This is a genomic window from Holophagales bacterium, assembly GCA_016719485.1.
Classification (GTDB): Bacteria; Acidobacteriota; Thermoanaerobaculia; order UBA5066; family UBA5066; genus UBA5066.
Genome location: JADJZB010000020.1, coordinates 59,457 through 76,262 on the forward strand (window position 1 = coordinate 59,457; position 16,806 = coordinate 76,262).

Annotated in this window: 12 protein-coding genes; 8 read left to right on the forward strand and 4 right to left on the reverse strand. The window is 72.2% G+C overall.

Annotated features, from left to right (window positions below; all coding sequences use genetic code 11):
• Positions 1–23: 23 nt before the first annotated feature.
• Positions 24–1,760, reverse strand: coding sequence for an adenine deaminase (gene ade / locus IPN03_10655; GenBank protein ID MBK9374162.1), 1,737 nt, complete (start codon positions 1,758–1,760; stop codon positions 24–26).
• Positions 1,761–1,890: 130 nt separating this feature from the next.
• On the opposite strand from ade, the gene IPN03_10660 reads away from it, so the two are divergent.
• Both IPN03_10660 and ltaE read left to right on the forward strand, forming a co-directional pair.
• Positions 1,891–2,691, forward strand: a complete 801-nt coding sequence (locus IPN03_10660; GenBank protein ID MBK9374163.1) for a VOC family protein — start codon at positions 1,891–1,893, stop codon at positions 2,689–2,691.
• A gap of 90 nt (positions 2,692–2,781) precedes the next feature.
• Complete coding sequence (gene ltaE, locus IPN03_10665) at positions 2,782–3,825, forward strand: low-specificity L-threonine aldolase (protein ID MBK9374164.1); 1,044 nt, start codon at positions 2,782–2,784, stop codon at positions 3,823–3,825.
• 32 nt (positions 3,826–3,857) lie between these two features.
• Here the strand turns inward: ltaE and IPN03_10670 are convergent, their stop codons facing one another.
• Complete coding sequence (locus IPN03_10670; protein ID MBK9374165.1) at positions 3,858–4,865, reverse strand: proline iminopeptidase-family hydrolase; 1,008 nt, start codon at positions 4,863–4,865, stop codon at positions 3,858–3,860.
• A gap of 214 nt (positions 4,866–5,079) precedes the next feature.
• Here IPN03_10670 and IPN03_10675 point away from each other — a divergent pair, with 214 nt between their 5' ends.
• From IPN03_10675 to IPN03_10695, 5 genes are read left to right on the forward strand one after another with little or no spacing between them, the layout of a single operon-like run.
• Positions 5,080–6,177 (forward strand): aspartate/glutamate racemase family protein, encoded by a 1,098-nt coding sequence (locus tag IPN03_10675; GenBank protein ID MBK9374166.1) that lies wholly within the window; start codon positions 5,080–5,082, stop codon positions 6,175–6,177.
• Positions 6,178–6,197: 20 nt separating this feature from the next.
• Positions 6,198–7,349, forward strand: a complete 1,152-nt coding sequence (locus tag IPN03_10680) for a hypothetical protein (protein MBK9374167.1) — start codon at positions 6,198–6,200, stop codon at positions 7,347–7,349.
• 1 nt (position 7,350) lies between these two features.
• Positions 7,351–9,312, forward strand: a complete 1,962-nt coding sequence (locus tag IPN03_10685) for a cation:proton antiporter (protein MBK9374168.1) — start codon at positions 7,351–7,353, stop codon at positions 9,310–9,312.
• On the forward strand, positions 9,312–13,676 hold the full coding sequence (locus IPN03_10690) for a YfhO family protein (protein MBK9374169.1): 4,365 nt from the start codon (positions 9,312–9,314) through the stop codon (positions 13,674–13,676). Before IPN03_10685 ends, IPN03_10690 begins: the two co-directional genes overlap by 1 nt.
• Positions 13,673–14,578, forward strand: a complete 906-nt coding sequence (locus tag IPN03_10695; GenBank protein ID MBK9374170.1) for a class I SAM-dependent methyltransferase — start codon at positions 13,673–13,675, stop codon at positions 14,576–14,578. The genes IPN03_10690 and IPN03_10695 overlap by 4 nt, the downstream gene beginning before the upstream one ends.
• A 2-nt stretch (positions 14,579–14,580) precedes the next feature.
• On the opposite strand, the gene IPN03_10700 is transcribed toward IPN03_10695, so the two are convergent.
• Both IPN03_10700 and IPN03_10705 read right to left on the reverse strand, forming a co-directional pair.
• Entirely contained in the window at positions 14,581–15,045 is a 465-nt protein-coding gene (locus tag IPN03_10700) for a YbaK/EbsC family protein (GenBank protein MBK9374171.1), read from the reverse strand.
• A gap of 176 nt (positions 15,046–15,221) precedes the next feature.
• Positions 15,222–16,466 (reverse strand): cyclic nucleotide-binding domain-containing protein, encoded by a 1,245-nt coding sequence (locus IPN03_10705; GenBank protein MBK9374172.1) that lies wholly within the window; start codon positions 16,464–16,466, stop codon positions 15,222–15,224.
• 121 nt (positions 16,467–16,587) lie between these two features.
• Between IPN03_10705 and IPN03_10710 the strand changes: the two genes are divergently transcribed.
• Positions 16,588–16,779 carry a hypothetical protein gene (locus tag IPN03_10710; protein ID MBK9374173.1) on the forward strand — a complete coding sequence of 64 codons (192 nt, stop codon included), beginning with the start codon at positions 16,588–16,590 and terminating at the stop codon, positions 16,777–16,779.
• Positions 16,780–16,806 lie beyond the last annotated feature (27 nt).

A 16,806-nucleotide genomic window follows, 5' to 3' on the forward strand; every position in this document is an offset into this window, starting at 1 on the left:
CGGCCCGGACACCGACCCTCGCTCTACGCGAACGGGGAGACGTGGCGGAAAAGGGCCACGTCCACGAGCCCCTTGTCCGTCAGCTTCAGCTCGGGGATGACGGGGAGGGCGAGGAAGGCCAGGGTCATGAAGGGGTGGTCGACCGAGGTGCCGAGGGCGCGGGCCGCCTCGTTGGCTCCGCGTTCGGCGAGGTCGACGTCTTCCATGCGCGCGTTCGACATGAGTCCCGCCACGGGGAGGGCGACCTCGGCGAGGACCTGGGCGCCGTCCGCGACGACGATGCCGCCGCCGATCTCGGCGGCGCGGCGGACCGCGGTCTCCATGGAGGTGTCGTCGCAGCCGCAGACGACGACGTTGTGCGAGTCGTGGGCGACCGAGGAGGCGATGGCGCCGCGGGCGAGGCCGAAGCCGCGCGCGAAGGAGACGCCGACGTTGCCGGTGCCGCGGTGCCGCTCGACGACGGCGAGCTTGGCGAGGTCGCGCGATGGGTCGGCGGCGGCGGCGCCGTCGACGGCGCGGGCCTCGGCGGTCGCGGAGCCGGTGGCGAGGGAACCGGGGTGGACCTCGATGACCCGGACGTGCGCACCGGGGGCCGCAGCGAGGCGCAGGCGCGTGGCGTCGAAGCCGTCGAGCCGGAACGAGGGTCCCTCGGAGATGCCGCGGGAGGGAACGTCGACGAGGAGCTCGCCGCCCTGCGCGACGCGCCTCCCGCCGAGGACGACGAGGTCGGGCCTGACGTCCTCGAGCGCGGCGAACGTGACGAGGTCGGCGCGGAAGCCGGGGGCGATGGCCCCCCGGTCGCGGAATCCGTAGTGCCGCGCGCACGACCACGACGCGAGCCGGAACGCGAGGACCGGGTCGAGGCCCATCGCGATGGCGCGGCGGACGTGGTGGTCGACGTGGCCGTGGGTGAGGAGGTCCCAGGGGTGGCGGTCGTCGGTGGCGAAGGCGAAGCGCTCGGAGTTCGTCGCGTTGACGAGCGGGAGCAGGTCGTCGAGGTTCTTGGCGGCGGTCCCCTCGCGGATCCAGATCGACATGCCGCGCCGCACCTTCTCGGTCGCCTCGTCGCGGCCGAGGCACTCGTGGTCGGTCCGGATCCCCGCGCCGACGTAGGCGTTGAGGTCGAGGCCGGTCAGGAGCGGCGAGTGGCCGTCGATGGGGAGCCCGCGGGAGACGGCGTCCTCGATCTTCGCGCGGACGCCGGGGTCGCCGAAGAGGAATCCGGGAACGTTCATCATCTCGGCGAGCCCGAGGACGTTCTTTCGCCCGTAGAAGGGGGCGAGGTCCTCCGCACCGAGGGTCGCCCCGGCCGTCTCGAGGTGCGTCGCCGGGACGCACGAGGGGAGCATGACGTGGATCTCGACGGGGAGGTCCGCCGCGGAGCTCAGGAACGCCTCGAGCCCCTCGGCGCCTCTCACGTTCGCGATCTCGTGCGGGTCGGTGACGACGGCGGCCGTGCCGTGCGCCGCGGCGAGGCGCGCGAAGACGGGGGGAGTCGTCATCGTCGACTCGATGTGGATGTGGGCGTCCCAGAAGGCCGGCGCGAGGAAAGCGCCCTTCAGGTCGATCTCGTCCTCGGGACGGGCCGCGCGGTAGGGGCCGAAGCCGAGGATCCGGTCGCCGGCGACGCCCACCGTCTCCTCGTGGATCTCGCCCGTCAGAACGTTGACGACCCGGGCGTTCCGGAAGACGAGGTCGGCGGGTACGGTGCCGCGGGCGGCATCGACGAACGCGGAGAGGGGGAGCTTTCCAGAGGGCATGGGAGCCTCCGACCCCTAGCCTAGACCGGGACGGGGCCGGAGGCGAATTGCCGGGTCGCATCGCGGGGAAGGCCGGACACTCGGAAGGTGATTCGCATAGGATCGGCACACATCTGAAGGAGGTTTCCCCATGTCCGAGCGCACGGAACTGCTGCCGGGTTCTTTCTGCTGGCCCGAGCTGGCCACCCCCGACTCCGCGAAGGCGAAGGCGTTTTATGCCGGTATCTTCGGCTGGACTGCCGTCGACGCCCCCTCGTCCGGCGGGACCTACACGTTCCTCCGGCTGCGCGGCCTCGACGTCGCGGCGTGCCGGACGCTGAGCGACCACGAGAAGGCCCAGGGGATCCCCTCGTACTTCATGACGTACATCTCGACAGCCTCGACGGATACGTCGGCCGCGAAGGCGGCCGAGCTCGGCGGAAAGGTCCTCTTCGGGCCGTTCGACGTCGAGGGGATCGGCCGGATGGCCGTCGTCCAGGACCCGGGCGGCGTCGTCTTCGCGCTCTGGGAGGCGCGGGGGCACATCGGGGCGCGCCTCGTCGGCGAGGAGAACACCCTCTGCTGGACCGAGCTCGTCACGAAGGACCCCGACGGGGCGAAGGCGTTCTACGGCGGCCTCTTCGGCTGGACCTGGAAGGAGTCGGAGGTCAGCGGTCCCTCCGAGTACCACGAGATTCATCGCGACGGACAGGCGATCGGCGGTCTCCTCCCGATGAAGGGGAAGTGGTGGGCCGACGTCCCGCCGCACTGGATGCCCTACATCTTCGTGTCGGACTGCGACGCGTCCGCCGCGAAGGCCACCGCGCTCGGCGGAGGAGCGGCCGTCCCGCCGATGGACATCCCGCACGTCGGCCGCTTCGCGGTCCTGCGCGACGACCAGGGGGCGCATTTCTCGGTCATCGCGATGGCGCCGATGCCTGTGACCGCCTGAGTTGACGGGAAGGAGGGGGACGGCGCTCCACCGTCCCCCTCCGCCGCCTCCACGCGCCGGTGCTACCGTCCCCCCCCGGAGGAGACACGGATGCGGGAGATCGACCTGAGGAGCGACACGGTGACGCGGCCGTCGGCCGCGATGCGGGTGGCGATGGCCGAGGCGGTGGTCGGCGACGACGTCTTCGGCGACGATCCGACGGTCCGGGAGCTGGAGGAGGTCGCGGCGGAGCTGCTCGGGAAGGCCGCGGGGCTCTTCGTTCCGTCGGGAACGATGTCGAACCAGGCGGCGCTCCTGGCGTGGACGGAGAGGGGCGACGAGGTCTTCCTCCACGAGCGGAGCCACATCCTCCTCTACGAGCGCGCGGGCGCCGCGGTCATCGGGTCGCTCCAGACGCACACCTTCGCCTCCGAGGACGGAATGCTCGACCCGGAGACGATGGAGGAGTTCGTCCACACGGGGGAGGACCCGCACAACGCGCCCACGCGCGTCGTCGCCCTCGAGAACACGCACAACCACTGCGGCGGCCGCGTCCTCGACCCGGCGGGAATCCTCGCGGTGCGCCTCTTCTGCGACCGGCACGGCCTCGCCCTCCACCTCGACGGTGCGCGGGTCGCGAACGCCGCGGTCGCGAGCGTCCGGTCGCTCGCCGAGCTGGCCGCGCCGTTCGACTCGGTGAGCCTCTGCCTCTCGAAGGGCCTCGGCGCGCCGGTCGGGTCGGTCCTCGCCGGGCCGGCGGAGTTCGTGAAGCGGGCCCGCCGCGCGCGGAAGATGCTCGGCGGCGGGATGCGCCAGGCAGGGATCCTCGCGGCGGCGGGGCTTTTCGCGCTCCGCAACAACGTCTCCCGCCTCGCCGAGGACCACCGCCGCGCCCGGGCGCTCGCGGAGCGGCTCGCGACGGTGCCCGGTCTCGCGGTCGAGCTTCGGACGGTGGAGACGAACATGGTCTTCGTCTCCACGCGGCCCTCGGGCCGCCGCGCCGCCGAGGTCGCGAAGCTCTTCTCCGAGGCGGGCGCTCTCTGCCTCGCCGAGTCGCCCTGGAGGATCCGGTTCGTCACGCACCTCGACGTCGACGACGCGGACGTGGCGGAAGCGGGCGAGACCGTCGCGCGGGCGATGGCCACCCTCGTGTGACGCGGGGCCGGCCGCTCGCGTGAGCCGGCCGGCTAGAACGCCCCGGAGTCGACGTCCCGAAGGAACCGGATCAGCCCCTCGAAGTAGCTCCTCTGGTCGTCGTAGATCGCCAGGTGGCTGCCGTCGGGGCAGTGGTGGTAGCGGCCGTGGGCGAAGGCCCCGGCCATCCACTCGAGGTGCGCCGGGTCCATCGTGTCGTGCCGGGCGCCGATGACGAGGGTCGGGACCGTGATCGACGCCAGGTCGGCCGTCCGGTCCCAGGCGACGAGCTTGCCGGAGGCGCCCAGCTCGCTCGGTCCCTGCATCGGCACGTAGACCTTCGGGTTCAGGTGACGGAACGCCCGGTTCACCGGCTCGGGCCACTCGGCGGCGGGCATCCGCAGGACGTGGTGCTCGTAGTGGTGGGGGACGAGGAGCTCCATGTAGCGCGGGTGCTCGTGGTTCCCCTCGGCCTCGAGCCGCTGGATCTCCTCGAGCGCCTCCGGGGGCATCGCCGGCATGAGGACGTCCCGCGCGTAGGCGTTGTAGGCCGGCACGCTCGCCATCATGTTGGACACGACGAGGCCGCGCAGGTGCTGCTGGTGCTTCAGCGCGTACTCGATGGCGAGGATGCCGCCCCACGACTGGCCTAGCAGAAAGAAGTCGTCGTGGTCGAGTCCCAGCGCCGTGCGCACCTGCTCCACTTCGTCCACGAACCGGGGGATCTCCCACAGGGCCGGGTCGTCGGGCTGGTCGCCGAAGTAGGAGCCGAGCTGGTCGTAGTAGTAGTACTCCACGCCGGCCGCCGGGAGCCAGCTGTCGCAGGCCTCGAAGTACTCGTGCGTGATGCCCGGCCCGCCGTGGAGGAGGAGGACCTTCACGCGCGGGTTGTTGCCGACCCGTTTCGTCCAGACGCGAAACGTCCCGGCGGGCGTCTCCACCGGGATCATCCGGGCGCCGCCGGTGAGCGCGTCGGTGCGGCCCGAGGAGTCGAGGTAACTCGCGAGGGATATGCCCCCGACGGGCTCGACTCCGTCAGCGCGCGACCCGTCCTTCGTCATGAAGCCTCCTGTGCCGGCGGAGAACGCCACCGGCCGGCTGGGCTGGCGGCGAGAGAGGGATGATGCGATTGGCCGGAGGGACGATACGGCAGGAACGGCCGAATTGCGATGGCCGCCTCGGCCGCAGGCGCGTCTGATCGCAGGACGGATCGCCTGCCCGTCCACTATCCTCGTGCGGCCGCGGGCGCTGGTGCCCGCGGCGCGGGAGGGCGGCATGAGCCACTTCTGGAGAGTCGCCGGGTTCGTTGCGCTGGCCACTCTGATCCTGGCCGGCTGCGCGACGGGGACGAGGAAGGCGGCGTCGTTCGCCGCGGCGCTGAAGGCCCGGCCCGAGGTGACGATCGTCGTCACCGACTCGGGCCTCGGCGGGCTCTCCGTCGTGGCCGACCTGGCGGCGCGGCTTCCGCAGAGCGGCATCGCCCGCTCGGCGCGCGTCGTCTTCGTGAACGCCCTCCTCGACGACGCCGTCGGTTACAACGACCTGAAGGACGAGGCCGACAGGATCCGCGTCTTCGACGCCGCCCTGGCGGCGATGGAGAGCCGCTACCGGCCCGACCTCGTCCTCGTTGCCTGCAATACGCTCTCGGTCTTCTACGGGAAGACGGAGCACGCCCGGCGGGGGACGACGGAGACCGTCAGCATCGTCCCGATGGGGGCGGACCTCATCGAGCGGACGTTGAAGGAAACGCCCGACGCCACGGCGATGATCTTTGCGACGAAGGGGACGATCGACTCGGGGGCCCACCGCCGGCTCCTCGTCGGGAAGGGCGTTCCCGACGCCAGGATCGTCGGGCAGGCGTGCCCGAAGCTCACCGGCGCGATCGAGCGGGGCGCCCACAGCGAGGAGACCGCCGGCCGGATACGCGGGCTTCGTCGAGGAGGCGCTCGCGCGGCTCCCGGGGAAGAGGGGCCCGCTGGTCGTGAGCCTCAACTGCACCCACTTCGGCTACGCCCGGCCGCTCTGGGAAGAGACCTTCGAGAAGCTCGGCTACCCGGCCGTGAAGGTCCTCGACCCGAACCCGCTCATGACGGATCTCGTCCTCGAAGGCGCGCCGCGCCGTTACCCGGAGACGCAGGTGACGGTCGAGGTCGTTTCGAAGACGCCGATTCCGTCCGGCGTGAAGTCCGCGCTCGGGGCGCTCCTCCGGACGACCTCGCCCGAAACCGCGGACGCTCTCGAGACGTACACGCACGCCCCGGACCTCTTCCACGTCGCGATCGAGCCGTCGGCGCTCGTGCGCTGAGGAGCCGGCCGGGTCTGGTGCGTCCGGTCCCCGGAGTCCTGGACGGTCGGGAGTGCAAACGGGCGTGATCGGCTAACCTCCGGGGACGATGTCGATGCCGTCCCGGGCCGTCCTCCTGCTCGGTCTCCTCGCGGGGCCGCTCGGCGCTGCCGAGCCCCCGTTCGCGACGGAGCTGTCGATCGGGTTCGGGTACGAGGGGAGCGCGACGGAGAGGCCCGTCGTCGTGCTCGACGGGACTCCCTCGGCGGCCTACGCGTACTCCGCCGACGGGAGGGCGCACACGGTCGACGTGGCGGCGACGCGCTGGCTGGCGCCGGTCGGTGACGACGGCCGGACTCCCCTCGCGCTTCTGCCGTACGTCGCGCGTTCCTCGAGCGTGACGGCGCGCTTCGCCCTGTCCGGGACGAGCCGCGACTCCCTGGGGAGCTTCACCGGTCGGGAGTCGAGCCTCGAGGTGCGCTTCGCGGGGGACGGGTCGCTTCGGGAGGCGGATCTCCACGCCGAGTGGTTCCTGGGCAGGGACCTCGCCGTGCGCGGGAGCTTCGAGTACGGCAACGAGCGAGAGACGGCCGCGTCGACCGGGGTGGAGCTTCCCTCGGGCCGGGCCGACGTCTCGACGGCGGGGACCCGCTCGTCGGCCGCGACGGGCTCGCTCGGCCTCGCCCTTCGCCTCGGCGAGCACGAGCTGAGCGCCAGGGGGAGCTACGGCGAGACGGACCTGACGCGCGAAGACGCGAGCGCCTTCACCGGGAGCGCGCAGCCCTTCTTTTCGGTCCTCACCTCGACGGGCAGCGTCTGGCGGGCGAGTCTCGGCACACGGCTACTCTTCCTCGAACGGCGCCTCGCCGTCGACGCCTCGGGGAGGTACGCCGAGACGACGTCCTCGTCGGATGTCACCACGTCCCTCTCGAGCCCCTTCGCGGAGGGGCGCGTGATCTCGCGGGACCTGGCCGTCGAGGCGACGTGGTTCGCGACGCGAACGCTCGGCTTCTCGGCCGGTTTCGGCTACCGGACGCAGGACGTCTCGTCCGGCTCACCCGGGCGGCTCCGGCCGGTCCGGTCGGAGACCGGACGCGCCTTTTCCGTGCGCGTGCAGTGGTTCGCGTCGGAACGCATCTCCGTCTCCCTCTCGGCGTCCCGTGCCGAGACCGGGGAGATCACCCCGCCCGATTCGAGCACCTGGCAGCGCTTCGACGAAACGGCCGACAGCGTGCTGCTGGGCGCGATGCTGAGGTTCTGACGTGCACGGGTCGGTCTTTCTCCGCGATCTCGCCTGGGTCCTCGCGGCCTCTCTCCCGGTGATCTTCCTCTTCCGCAAGCTGAAGGCGCCTTCCATCGCCGCGTTCCTCGTGACGGGGATGCTCATCGGCCCGCACGCGCTCGGCCTCGTGGAAGACCCGGCCCGCGTCAGCGGGATCGCCGAGCTGGGTGTGGCGCTGATCCTCTTCTTCGTCGGGCTGGAGTTCCCGCTCAGCCGCCTCAAGACGCTGGGACGGACGGCGTTCGTCGGAGGGGCGCTCCAGATGGTCTTCGCCGCCGGGGTGACGACGGCGGTCCTCCTCGCCTTTCAGGTGGTCGGACCCAGGGAGGCGCTCTTCGCGGGCCTTCTCGTCTCGGTCTCGTCCACGGCCGTCGTCCTGCCCGTCCTCGCGTCGCGGGACGAGCTCGGGTCGCCCTCCGGCAAGCAGTTCCTCGGCGTGGCCCTCTTCCAGGACCTCGCGGTCATTCCCCTCATCCTCCTCCTCCCCGCGCTCGCGCTCCAGGGGGCCGGGGCGCCCGGGACAGGGGCGGTCCTGACGAAGGTGGCCGTCGCAGTCGTCGGGTCGGCGCTCCTCATCGGCGTCGCCCGGTTCGTCGTGCCGAGGGTCCTCGACCGCTTCGTCCGCGTGGCGGGGCCCGAGACCTTCACGGCCGCGGCGCTCGTCGTCCTCCTCGGGATCGTCGCCCTCGTGGAGACCGCGGGCGCTTCGGCAGCGATGGGCGCCTTCGCGGCGGGGATCGTCCTGGCCGAGAGCGAGTCGATCGCGGACGTCTCCTCGACGTTCGCGCCGTTCCGCGACGTCCTTTCGAGCCTCTTCTTCGTCTCGGTCGGGATGCTGTTCGACGTCGGGTTCCTCGCGAAGCGCCCCTTCCTGGTCCTGGCTGGTGCGGTGTTCGTCATCGGTGCGAAGGGACTGACGGCCTACCCCGCGCTCCGGATCGCGCGGGCCGTGCCGAAGACCGCCGCGAGGGCCGCGCTCTCCCTGGCGAACGTCGGCGAGTTCTCGTTCGTCATCGCCCTCGCGGGCGGCAAGCTCGCGCTCCTCGCGGGCGAGGGGCAACAGCTCTTCGTCGCTGTCGCCGTCGTGACGATCCTCCTCGTCCCGTTCGTGATCTCTGCCGGTCCGGCCATCGCGGCCCGGCTCCCGGACGTCGCGACCGACCGTGAGCCGGTGACCTCGGAGCTGCGCCGCGGGCACGTCGTCGTCGTCGGCTACGGCCTGAACGGGAGCAACGTGTCGCGCGTCCTGGGAGAGACGGGGCTCAAGACGGTCGTCGTCGAGGCGGATGCCGACCGCGCCGACAACGCGCGGCGCGACGGGGTGCCGGTGCTCCTGGCCGACGCGACGGGAATCGAGGGGCTCCTGATGGCGGGCATCGTGCGGGCGCGCGCCGTGGTCGTGACGATTCCCGACCCGTCGGCCAGCCGGAAGGTCGTGCGGCTCTGCCGCTCCCGCAACGCCGACGTGCGGATCATCGTGAGGACGCGCTACATCCGCGAGGTGGAAGAGCTGCGCCGCGCCGGAGCGGACGAGGTGATCCCGGAGGAGTTCGAGACGTCGATCGAGATCGTCGCGCGCGTCCTCCGCTCGCTCCACGTTCCGGGCAACCTCATCGCGACCCAGATCCGGGTCCTGCGCGACGAGGCGTACCGCAAGCTTCGCGACCCGCAGGCGCGGCCCGAGGCGGGGCGGCGGCTCTCGGCGCTCATGGCGGCCGGCACCTCGGACCTCGTCCTCATCCTCCCGGAGATGGCGGCGGCGGGGAAGACGCTCGGGGAGATCCACCTCGAGGAGGAGCACGTCGCCGTCCCCGCGCTCCTGCGCGACGGCGTGCCCCTCGCCCCGCCCCCGCTCGACCTCACGATCGAGGCGGGGGACACGCTCCTGCTCGTCGGCGCCCACGAGGACCTCGTCCACGCCACGAAGCGGCTCGAGGGGTAGTGGGCCTCGGCCTTCTCGTCCTCCTCTACGCGGGCTCGGCGGCTCTGCTCCGTCTCGCGGCGGGCGGAATCGGCCGGCGGATCTCCCCGAGGACGGCGCTCGTCCTCGCGCTCCTTCCGCTCCCGTTCGTCGGCGGAGGCTTCCTCCCGGGGAAGGTCCTGGCCCCGACGAACGGGCTCGCGGGGAACGCGCCGTGGTGCTCGCCGGAGTTCCTCGAAGCGGCGCGCGGCGACTCCACGGCGCCGAACCCGCTCCTCTTCGACCCGCTGACCCAGGGCGAGCCCTGGCGGCGAGCGACACGAGAAGGGATCCTCTTCAACCCGTCGGCCGGCTCCGGGGCGGCGCTCCTGGGAAACGCGCAGGCGGCGCCTCTCTTCCTGCCGGAGCTCCTCGGACGACTCCTTCCTCCGACGCGGGCGGCGTCGTGGATCCAGGCGGCGAGGCTCCTGATCGCTGCCTTCGGGATGTTCCTCCTCGCGCGGACCCTGGGCATGAGGCGCGACGCCGCTCTCATCGCGGCAGCGTCCTTCGTGGCGGCCTCGTTCCTTCAGCTCTGGCGGACGCACGCCCTTTCATCCGTTGCGGCCATGACTCCCTGGGTCCTCGCGGCGGTCGTGCGCGTCGCGAGACGTCCTTCCCGCCGAAGCGCCGTCGCGCTCGGAATCGTGGGGGCGGTGGCCGTTTCGGCGGGACACCCGGAAACGCTCCTGCAGTCGGCCGGGTTGACGGCCTTCGCCGTCGCGCCGACGGTTCTCCTCGCTCTCGCGAGCCGGAGGCATCGGTCGCGCGGCCTCCGCGCGGTCTCATGGGGTGGTGTCGCGGCCCTGCTCGCCGGCCTTCTTGCGGCACCGGTTCTCTTGCCGTTCCTCGAGACGATGCGGGTATCGGAGTCGTGGGCTCTGCGGGAAGCGGGGAGCCTTCCTCCGGTCGAGGAGCCGTTCCGGAGAGCGGCGGGGCGCCTCGCGACGGCGGCCCAGCTCCTCGTGAGGGGCGACCCGATCAGCGGGACGTTCACAGGTTCCTCGAACATCGTCGAGTCGGGCGGCGCAGCGGCCGGGGCCGCGACACTCGTCCTGGCGGCGGCCGCGCTCTCCCTGCGTCGCCGCCGGCGTTTCGTTCTCGGATGGGTCGCGCTCGGGGTCGCGGGGCTGCTCGTGTCGGCGCACGTTCCCCTCGTCGCAAGGGTCGCGCTTCTCGTCCCGTGGCTCGGCCACTCGATCCTGGACCGGCTGGGCCTCTGGTGGGTCGTCTCTGCCTCGCTTCTCGCGGGGCTCGGCTCGATGGCGGTCGTCCGCCGGGTGGGCCGGCGGTGGGCGCTCGCCGGAGGCGCCGTCCTGCTTTCCCTCCTCGCCTTCCTCGCCGCGACGGCGCCGACCGCACGCCGGCCTCTCGCGCTCGGAATCGAGCTGGCCGGGCTCGCGGGGTTGGCCGCCGCGATCGGGCTCGGTCGCAGTCTCTCGCCGGCAGTCCGCACCGCGGCGATCCTGGCGGCCGTCGTCCTCCCGCGCGCGGCGTTCTTCGCCACCTGGGTCCCCGTATCGGCGGCCGCGACGTTCTACCCCGAGACGCCCGCGGTGCGATTCGTACGCGAGCGCGCGGCGGGCTTTCGCGTCGCCGGAATCGGGGCCGGGCTCTGGCCGTCGTCCGCCGCGTTCTTCGGGCTCGAGGATCCCCGAATCTGCGATCCGATGAACTTCGTCGACTACGCGCGCCTCACCCCGTGGATCGGGACGCCGCGAGTTGCGGCGTGGCCGGTCATCGAGGACCCGCTCGCGCCGGCCCTCGGGTTCCTCGGGGTTCGTTACCTTCTCGATGGGCCCGACGCACCGGCACGGCCCCCTCTCGTGGAGGTCTACCGGGGGAGCGATGCGACGGTTTACGAGAATCCCGCGGCCCAGCCGCGTGCCTTCGTTCCACGGCGCATCGTCGTCGCCCGAAGCACGGGGGCGGCCGCGGACGCAACGCGCCGCCTGGCGGATCCGGCCGTGGAAGCGATCCTGACGACGGACGCATACCCCGAGGGCACCGTCATCCCGAACGGCGAGGCGAGTCTTCGGGAGCTCGTCGTGGGAAGGGGGCGGGTCGGCTTCCAGGCCCGGGTGCATTCCCTCGCCCTCGTCGCGACGAGCCAGCCGGCGATCCCGGGGTGGAGGATGGAGGTGGACGGGCGCCAGGTGCAGCCCGTGCGCGTCGATACGGCCTTCCTCGGTGTCGTCCTGGCTCCGGGCGAACACCGCGTCACGGTTCGCTACGTGCCGTGGACCTTCGTGGCCGGCTTCGGGCTCTTCGCGGCGGGCCTTCTGGCGACCGTCGCGCTCTCCCTGCAGCGGAGCGCCTGGAGGGCGGTGGCCGCGCTGCTCCCCCGCGGCGGGGCGACCGCCTTCGGGGCGGTCGCGGCGGCCCTTACGGCCCTCTCGCTCTGGCTTCCGGCCGGACTTCCGCTCGTCGCGCTCTCCGACTTCATCTACGACGACGCCCTCTACGTGAGGCTTGCCGCTCACGTCGCCTCCGGGGAGTGGCTCGGGCCGTACGACGCCTCGACGCTCGCCAAGGGCCCGCTCTTCCCGATCTTCATCGCCGTGTCGTCGAGGCTGGGGATGCCCCTCCTCCTCGCGGGACGGCTTTTCTTCGCCGCCGCGGCTCTCCTCCTCGTCGCCGCGCTCGCACCGGTGGTCCGGGCGAAGCGGGTACGGCTCCTCCTCCTCGCCGTCCTCCTCCTGAACCCGGTCGTCGTCACGCGCGCCGCGCGCGAGGTGGTGTATCCGTCGGTCACGCTGCTCGCCCTCGCGGGAGCGTGTGGTGCGTTCTCGGCGCTTCCGTCGTCGCCGCGCCGGGCGTTCGCCTGGTCCGCGCTCTGTGGTGCGGCTCTCGGAGCGATCTGGCTCACGCGCGAAGAGGGCGTGTGGATCCTGCCCCCGGTGGCGCTCCTCCTGGCCGCCGCGGTCTTCCGCGAGACACACCGCAGCGGCCTGCTCGCGGGGCTGCGAAGGGCCGGAGGAGTCGCACTGCTCCCGTTCCTGGTCCTCGGCCTCGTGCTCTTCTGCGTCGCCCTCGCGAACCGGGGCGCCTACGGCGTCCTCTCGGTTCGGGAGTCGTCCGAGAGGCCATTCCTCTCTGCCTACGGTGCGCTCGTGCGCATCCGTCCCTCCGTGGCGCGACAGAGCGTCCCGGTGCCGGAAGACGTGCGCCGGCGGGCCTACGCAGAGAGCCCGGCCTTCGGCACGCTCGAACCCCTGCTCGAAGGCGAGGTCGGACGGGCTTTTTCTGCGCTGGGTGCGGAGCTCTCGCCCGAGGCCGGCGGGGACATCGCGGCCGGCTGGCTCCAGTTCGCGCTGCGCGACGCCGCGTCGCGGACGGGCCGTTACAGGGACGCCCGGACGGCCGCGGCGTTCTGGACGCGCGTCGCGGACGAGCTGAACGCCGCCTGCGAGGCAGGGCGGCTCGAGTGCCTGCCCGAGCGACACACGATGACGCCGCCCGGAGTCGGACGGTTCCTCCCGGAAGTCCTGCGCAGACTCCCCGGGGGGCTCGCCTTCCTCGCCTCTTCGGTCGATTCGTCACCGGCGCTGCGTGACCCGGGCTCGAGCAGCGGATCGGAGGCGGGCCGCGCCCTTTTCGCGAGGCTGACGCGCGAGCGGCTGGCGCCCGCCCCGGGCGAGCCGCGGTGGGTCGCCGTCTCCGGATGGGCCTTCCTCAGGGGAGGGGGCGCGCTCGGGTGGGCGGCGCGAGCGCCGGACGGGTCCCGCCTTCCGTCGGGCGTCACCTGGTCCCCCAGCGGGGACGTCGCGGCCCACCTTCGGGATCCCGAGGCCGGCCAGGCGCGCTTCGTCTTCCATGCGTCCTGCCCCGGGCCGTGCGTGCTCGAGCTCTCGGGCCCCTCGGGCACTCTCTTCACGTTCGACCCGGCCCACCCGGGGCGCCGGGTGGGGAGCTCTCCACCTGCACTCCTCGTCAGCCTCGACGAGGTCGCGATCACGCCGATCCCCGCGACACCCGGAGAGTGGGAGAGGAACGAAAGACGGCGGAAAGCGCAGCGGAGCCTCGCCCGCGGCTATCGCGTCGTTCTTCGCCTCGCGCTGCCGGCGGCCGTGGTCATCCTCGGCGTGGCGGCCGTCGCCGCGTTCGTGCGGCGGCAGGGCCGGTCCGCCGTCGTCGTCGCCGTCGCCTTCCTCGCGGTCATCTGCTCCCGCGTCGCGCTCCTCACCCTCATCGAGGTCACGTCCTTTCCGGCGCTCCACTACCTCTACCTTTCGGCGGCCTACCCGCCGCTCTACGCCTTCGTGGTCCTCTCTGGCGTGGCGGGATGGGAGGCGCTCGCCGCACGGACGCGGAGAGGTGCGACCGCCGGTACACTCGCGTCGTGACGCTGCTGGACAGGCTGGCGAGGCGCCTGGGGACGCGACCGCCGGAGGCGGGTGCGGTGACCGGTGCCGCGCGCTTCTGGGACGAGCGCGCGGGCGAGGCGCCCGTGTACTGGGCGTCGCTGCCGGACGTGAGGGAGTACGTCAACACGACGATCTGCGGCCTTCCGTGGCTCTTCCCGACCCACGCCTTCAAGAGCCTCCACGCGCTGCGCCCCCTGCGGAGGGCCCTCTCGATCGGGTGCGGAACGGGGGCGCTCGAGCGCGAGATCCGATTCCTGAGAATCGCCGAGGAGGTCGACGCATTCGACGTTTCTCCGGAATCGATCCGGATCGCCGTCGAGGAGGCCCGCAGCCAGGGAGTGGACGGCCTGCGCTACGAGGTCGCCGACTGTGACCGCCTCGCCCCGCCCGCAGGGACCTACGACGCCGTCTTCTTCCACCAGTCCCTCCACCACATTTCCGACCCCGACGCGCTTCTCGACCGCGTCCGGCTCGCGCTCCGGCCGGGCGGCTTCCTGTACGTCGACGAATATGTCGGGCCGTCACGCGACGAGTGGACGGACGAGCACCTCCAGGCCTCTCGCAGGGTCTTCGACGGGCTCGAACCGGCGCTGCGCCTGACCGAGGTGGCGGCTCCCGTCGACGCGCGCGACCCCTCCGAGATGATCCGGTCGAGCCGGATACTCCCCGCGATCCGGTCCCGCTTCGGGATTCTCTACGAGAGGCCCTACTGGGGAAACCTCCTCTTCCCGCTGATCTGTGCGCTTCGCGGCGAGGTCCTGTCGAGGCCCGAGAACAGACCGCTGGTGCGCGGTCTCGTCGAGGAAGAGCGCCGGCTGACGGCTGGCGGCCACTTCACGGAGCCTCTCTTCGCGGTCGTCGTCGCCACCCGCTCGCGGTGAGCCTACCTCTGGACGAAGGCCGCCACCTTCGGCTTCACGAGGCGCTCGAAGTCCGCGTAGGCGAGCTTCATCAGCTCGGTGTGCGACCCGGCGTTGAAGGCGATCTCGGCGTCCTCGGCGAGCTTCGGCGCGACGTAGACGTCCATCCCGTAGAGGTTGCCGAACGGCGGCATGGCGCCGGCCTCGCAGTCGGGGAAGAGCTCGCGGAACTCGGCCTCTCCCGAGAGGACGACGTTCTCGCCCCCCGTCACGTCGCGCAGGACCTGGAAGTCGACCCGCTGCGAGGCGGGCAGGACGACCATCACCGGCTTGCCGTCGACCTTCACCATGACGGTCTTGGCGAGCTCCTTCCCCTTGATGTGCGCGGAGGCGGCGATCTCCTGCGCCGTGTAGGCCGGCGAGTGGACGATCGATACCCAGCGGACGCCGTTCTGGTCGAGGAACTCCTTCAGCTTCCGGACGGGCATGGGGCCCTCCTTTCCGGCCGGACGGGGCACGCCCCTGCCGGCCCGTTCGCGGGCGCTCGGATCGTCTCGGTGTGGTGCGGCGCGCTCATGCCGTCACCTCCGAACCGGTGGGTGGCTCGTCCCGATTCTATTCCCGCGGCAAAGCCGACGCCCGCTGCGAAGCAGCGCAAGGAGGTTCAGTCCGCGCTCGCGAGTGTCTCGGCGTTCCTCACGAACCGCTCGAGCTGGATCTCCTCGAGAACGGCGGTGAGCTCGGGACGCTGGGCGAGGAGGGCGAGGAGGTCCGCACCGGCGAGCCAGAGGAGCTCCGTGTCGGTGACGGCGGTGACGCTCGCCGTGCGGGGGCGGGACCGCACGGTGGCGAGGTCGCCGAAGAAGTCGTGGGGCGTCAGGAGGGCGAGGGCCACGTCGCGGGCTCCCCGTTTCACCGTGACCCGGACGGCGCCGCGCCGGACGAGGTAGAGGCCGGCGTCGCTCGCCCCTTCGCGGATCAGGACCTCTCCCGGCTTCGCAGCGACGGGCTTCAGGCGCCGGGCGAGCGCGTCGCGGTCGGTGCGGGGCAGGCGGCCGAAGAGGCGCGACCGCGCGAGAACGCCGTCGAGGACCCTTTCGGCGTAGAGCCGCGACAAGGCGTCGGCGACGTGCCGGTGCTTCTTCACGAGCGGGGTGAGCGCATTCCGGTCGAGCTCGAGGAGATCGACGCGGGTCCGCGCGGAGACGGTGGCGGTCCGCGGGACGCCGCTGAGGAAGGAGATCTCCCCGGCGACGTCGCCCGGGCCGAGGAGCCCGAGGAGGACCAGTGCGCCGTCGTCGCCCTTTGCCGACACGACGAGCTCCCCCGCGGCGACGAAGGAGAGGGAGCTCCCGTCGTCGCCCTCGGCGAAGAGCGTCTGGCCGGGTGCGAGCGTCCGCAGGTGGATCTTCTCGAGGACGAGCTCGAAGAGAAACGGCGGGATGTCCTTGAGGAGCGGGATCTCTTTCCTCAGGGCGTGGACCCTTTCCGACTTCTTCCGCCGCTCGGCCACCCCGGCGGACGGAGGGGATGCCGGCCCGGGTGCAGGGGGCGCCGCCGCCAGCGCCTGCGCCTGGACCTTCGCCTGGGCTTTCGCCGTCGCCTCGAGGAGCTTCTTCAGCTCGATCTGCGAGAGGAAGCTGGACGTGACCTCGGCCTTCGGGTCGAGCTCTTCCACCTTCTTGTAGACGGCGATCGCCTCGACGAGCCGTCCGGCTTTCTGGAGCCGGGGCCCCGCACGGTTCAGCACCTGGACGGCCTCGCGGGGGTCGCCGCCCGATGCGAGGGCATCGGCGAGGCGCAGGACCGCGCCCGTGTCGGCCGGGTCGTCGCGCAGGCGGCGGCGGCACTCGTCGACGACTTCCTTCAGGCGTGCGTCACCGCTCGTCCGGCTTTCGAACAGGGTCACGACCTCATCGTACGACGGGAGCGGCCCGCCGGCAGTCCGCTCGGCCCGTACGCCGCATTGCTGCGTCGCAGTAGAATGGGGCTCGGACGGGCGTCCTCCCGCGGCGCCCGAGGAGGCCGACATGAGCGCCGATCCCCGCTCCCCCCGCCGCGCGAACCTCGTCCTGGTCGAGGAACCGGCTGCCACCTGCACCAGCTGCCCGGTCTGCGGAAGCGAGGAGTGCCTGATGCTCGAGGAGCTCGGGACCTACTGCAGGACGATGACGGCCGCGAGCCTCGCAACCCGGAAAGAGGAGGCCGAAAAGAAGCACTGAGGCGGCTCCCTCCGCGGGCGATGCAGG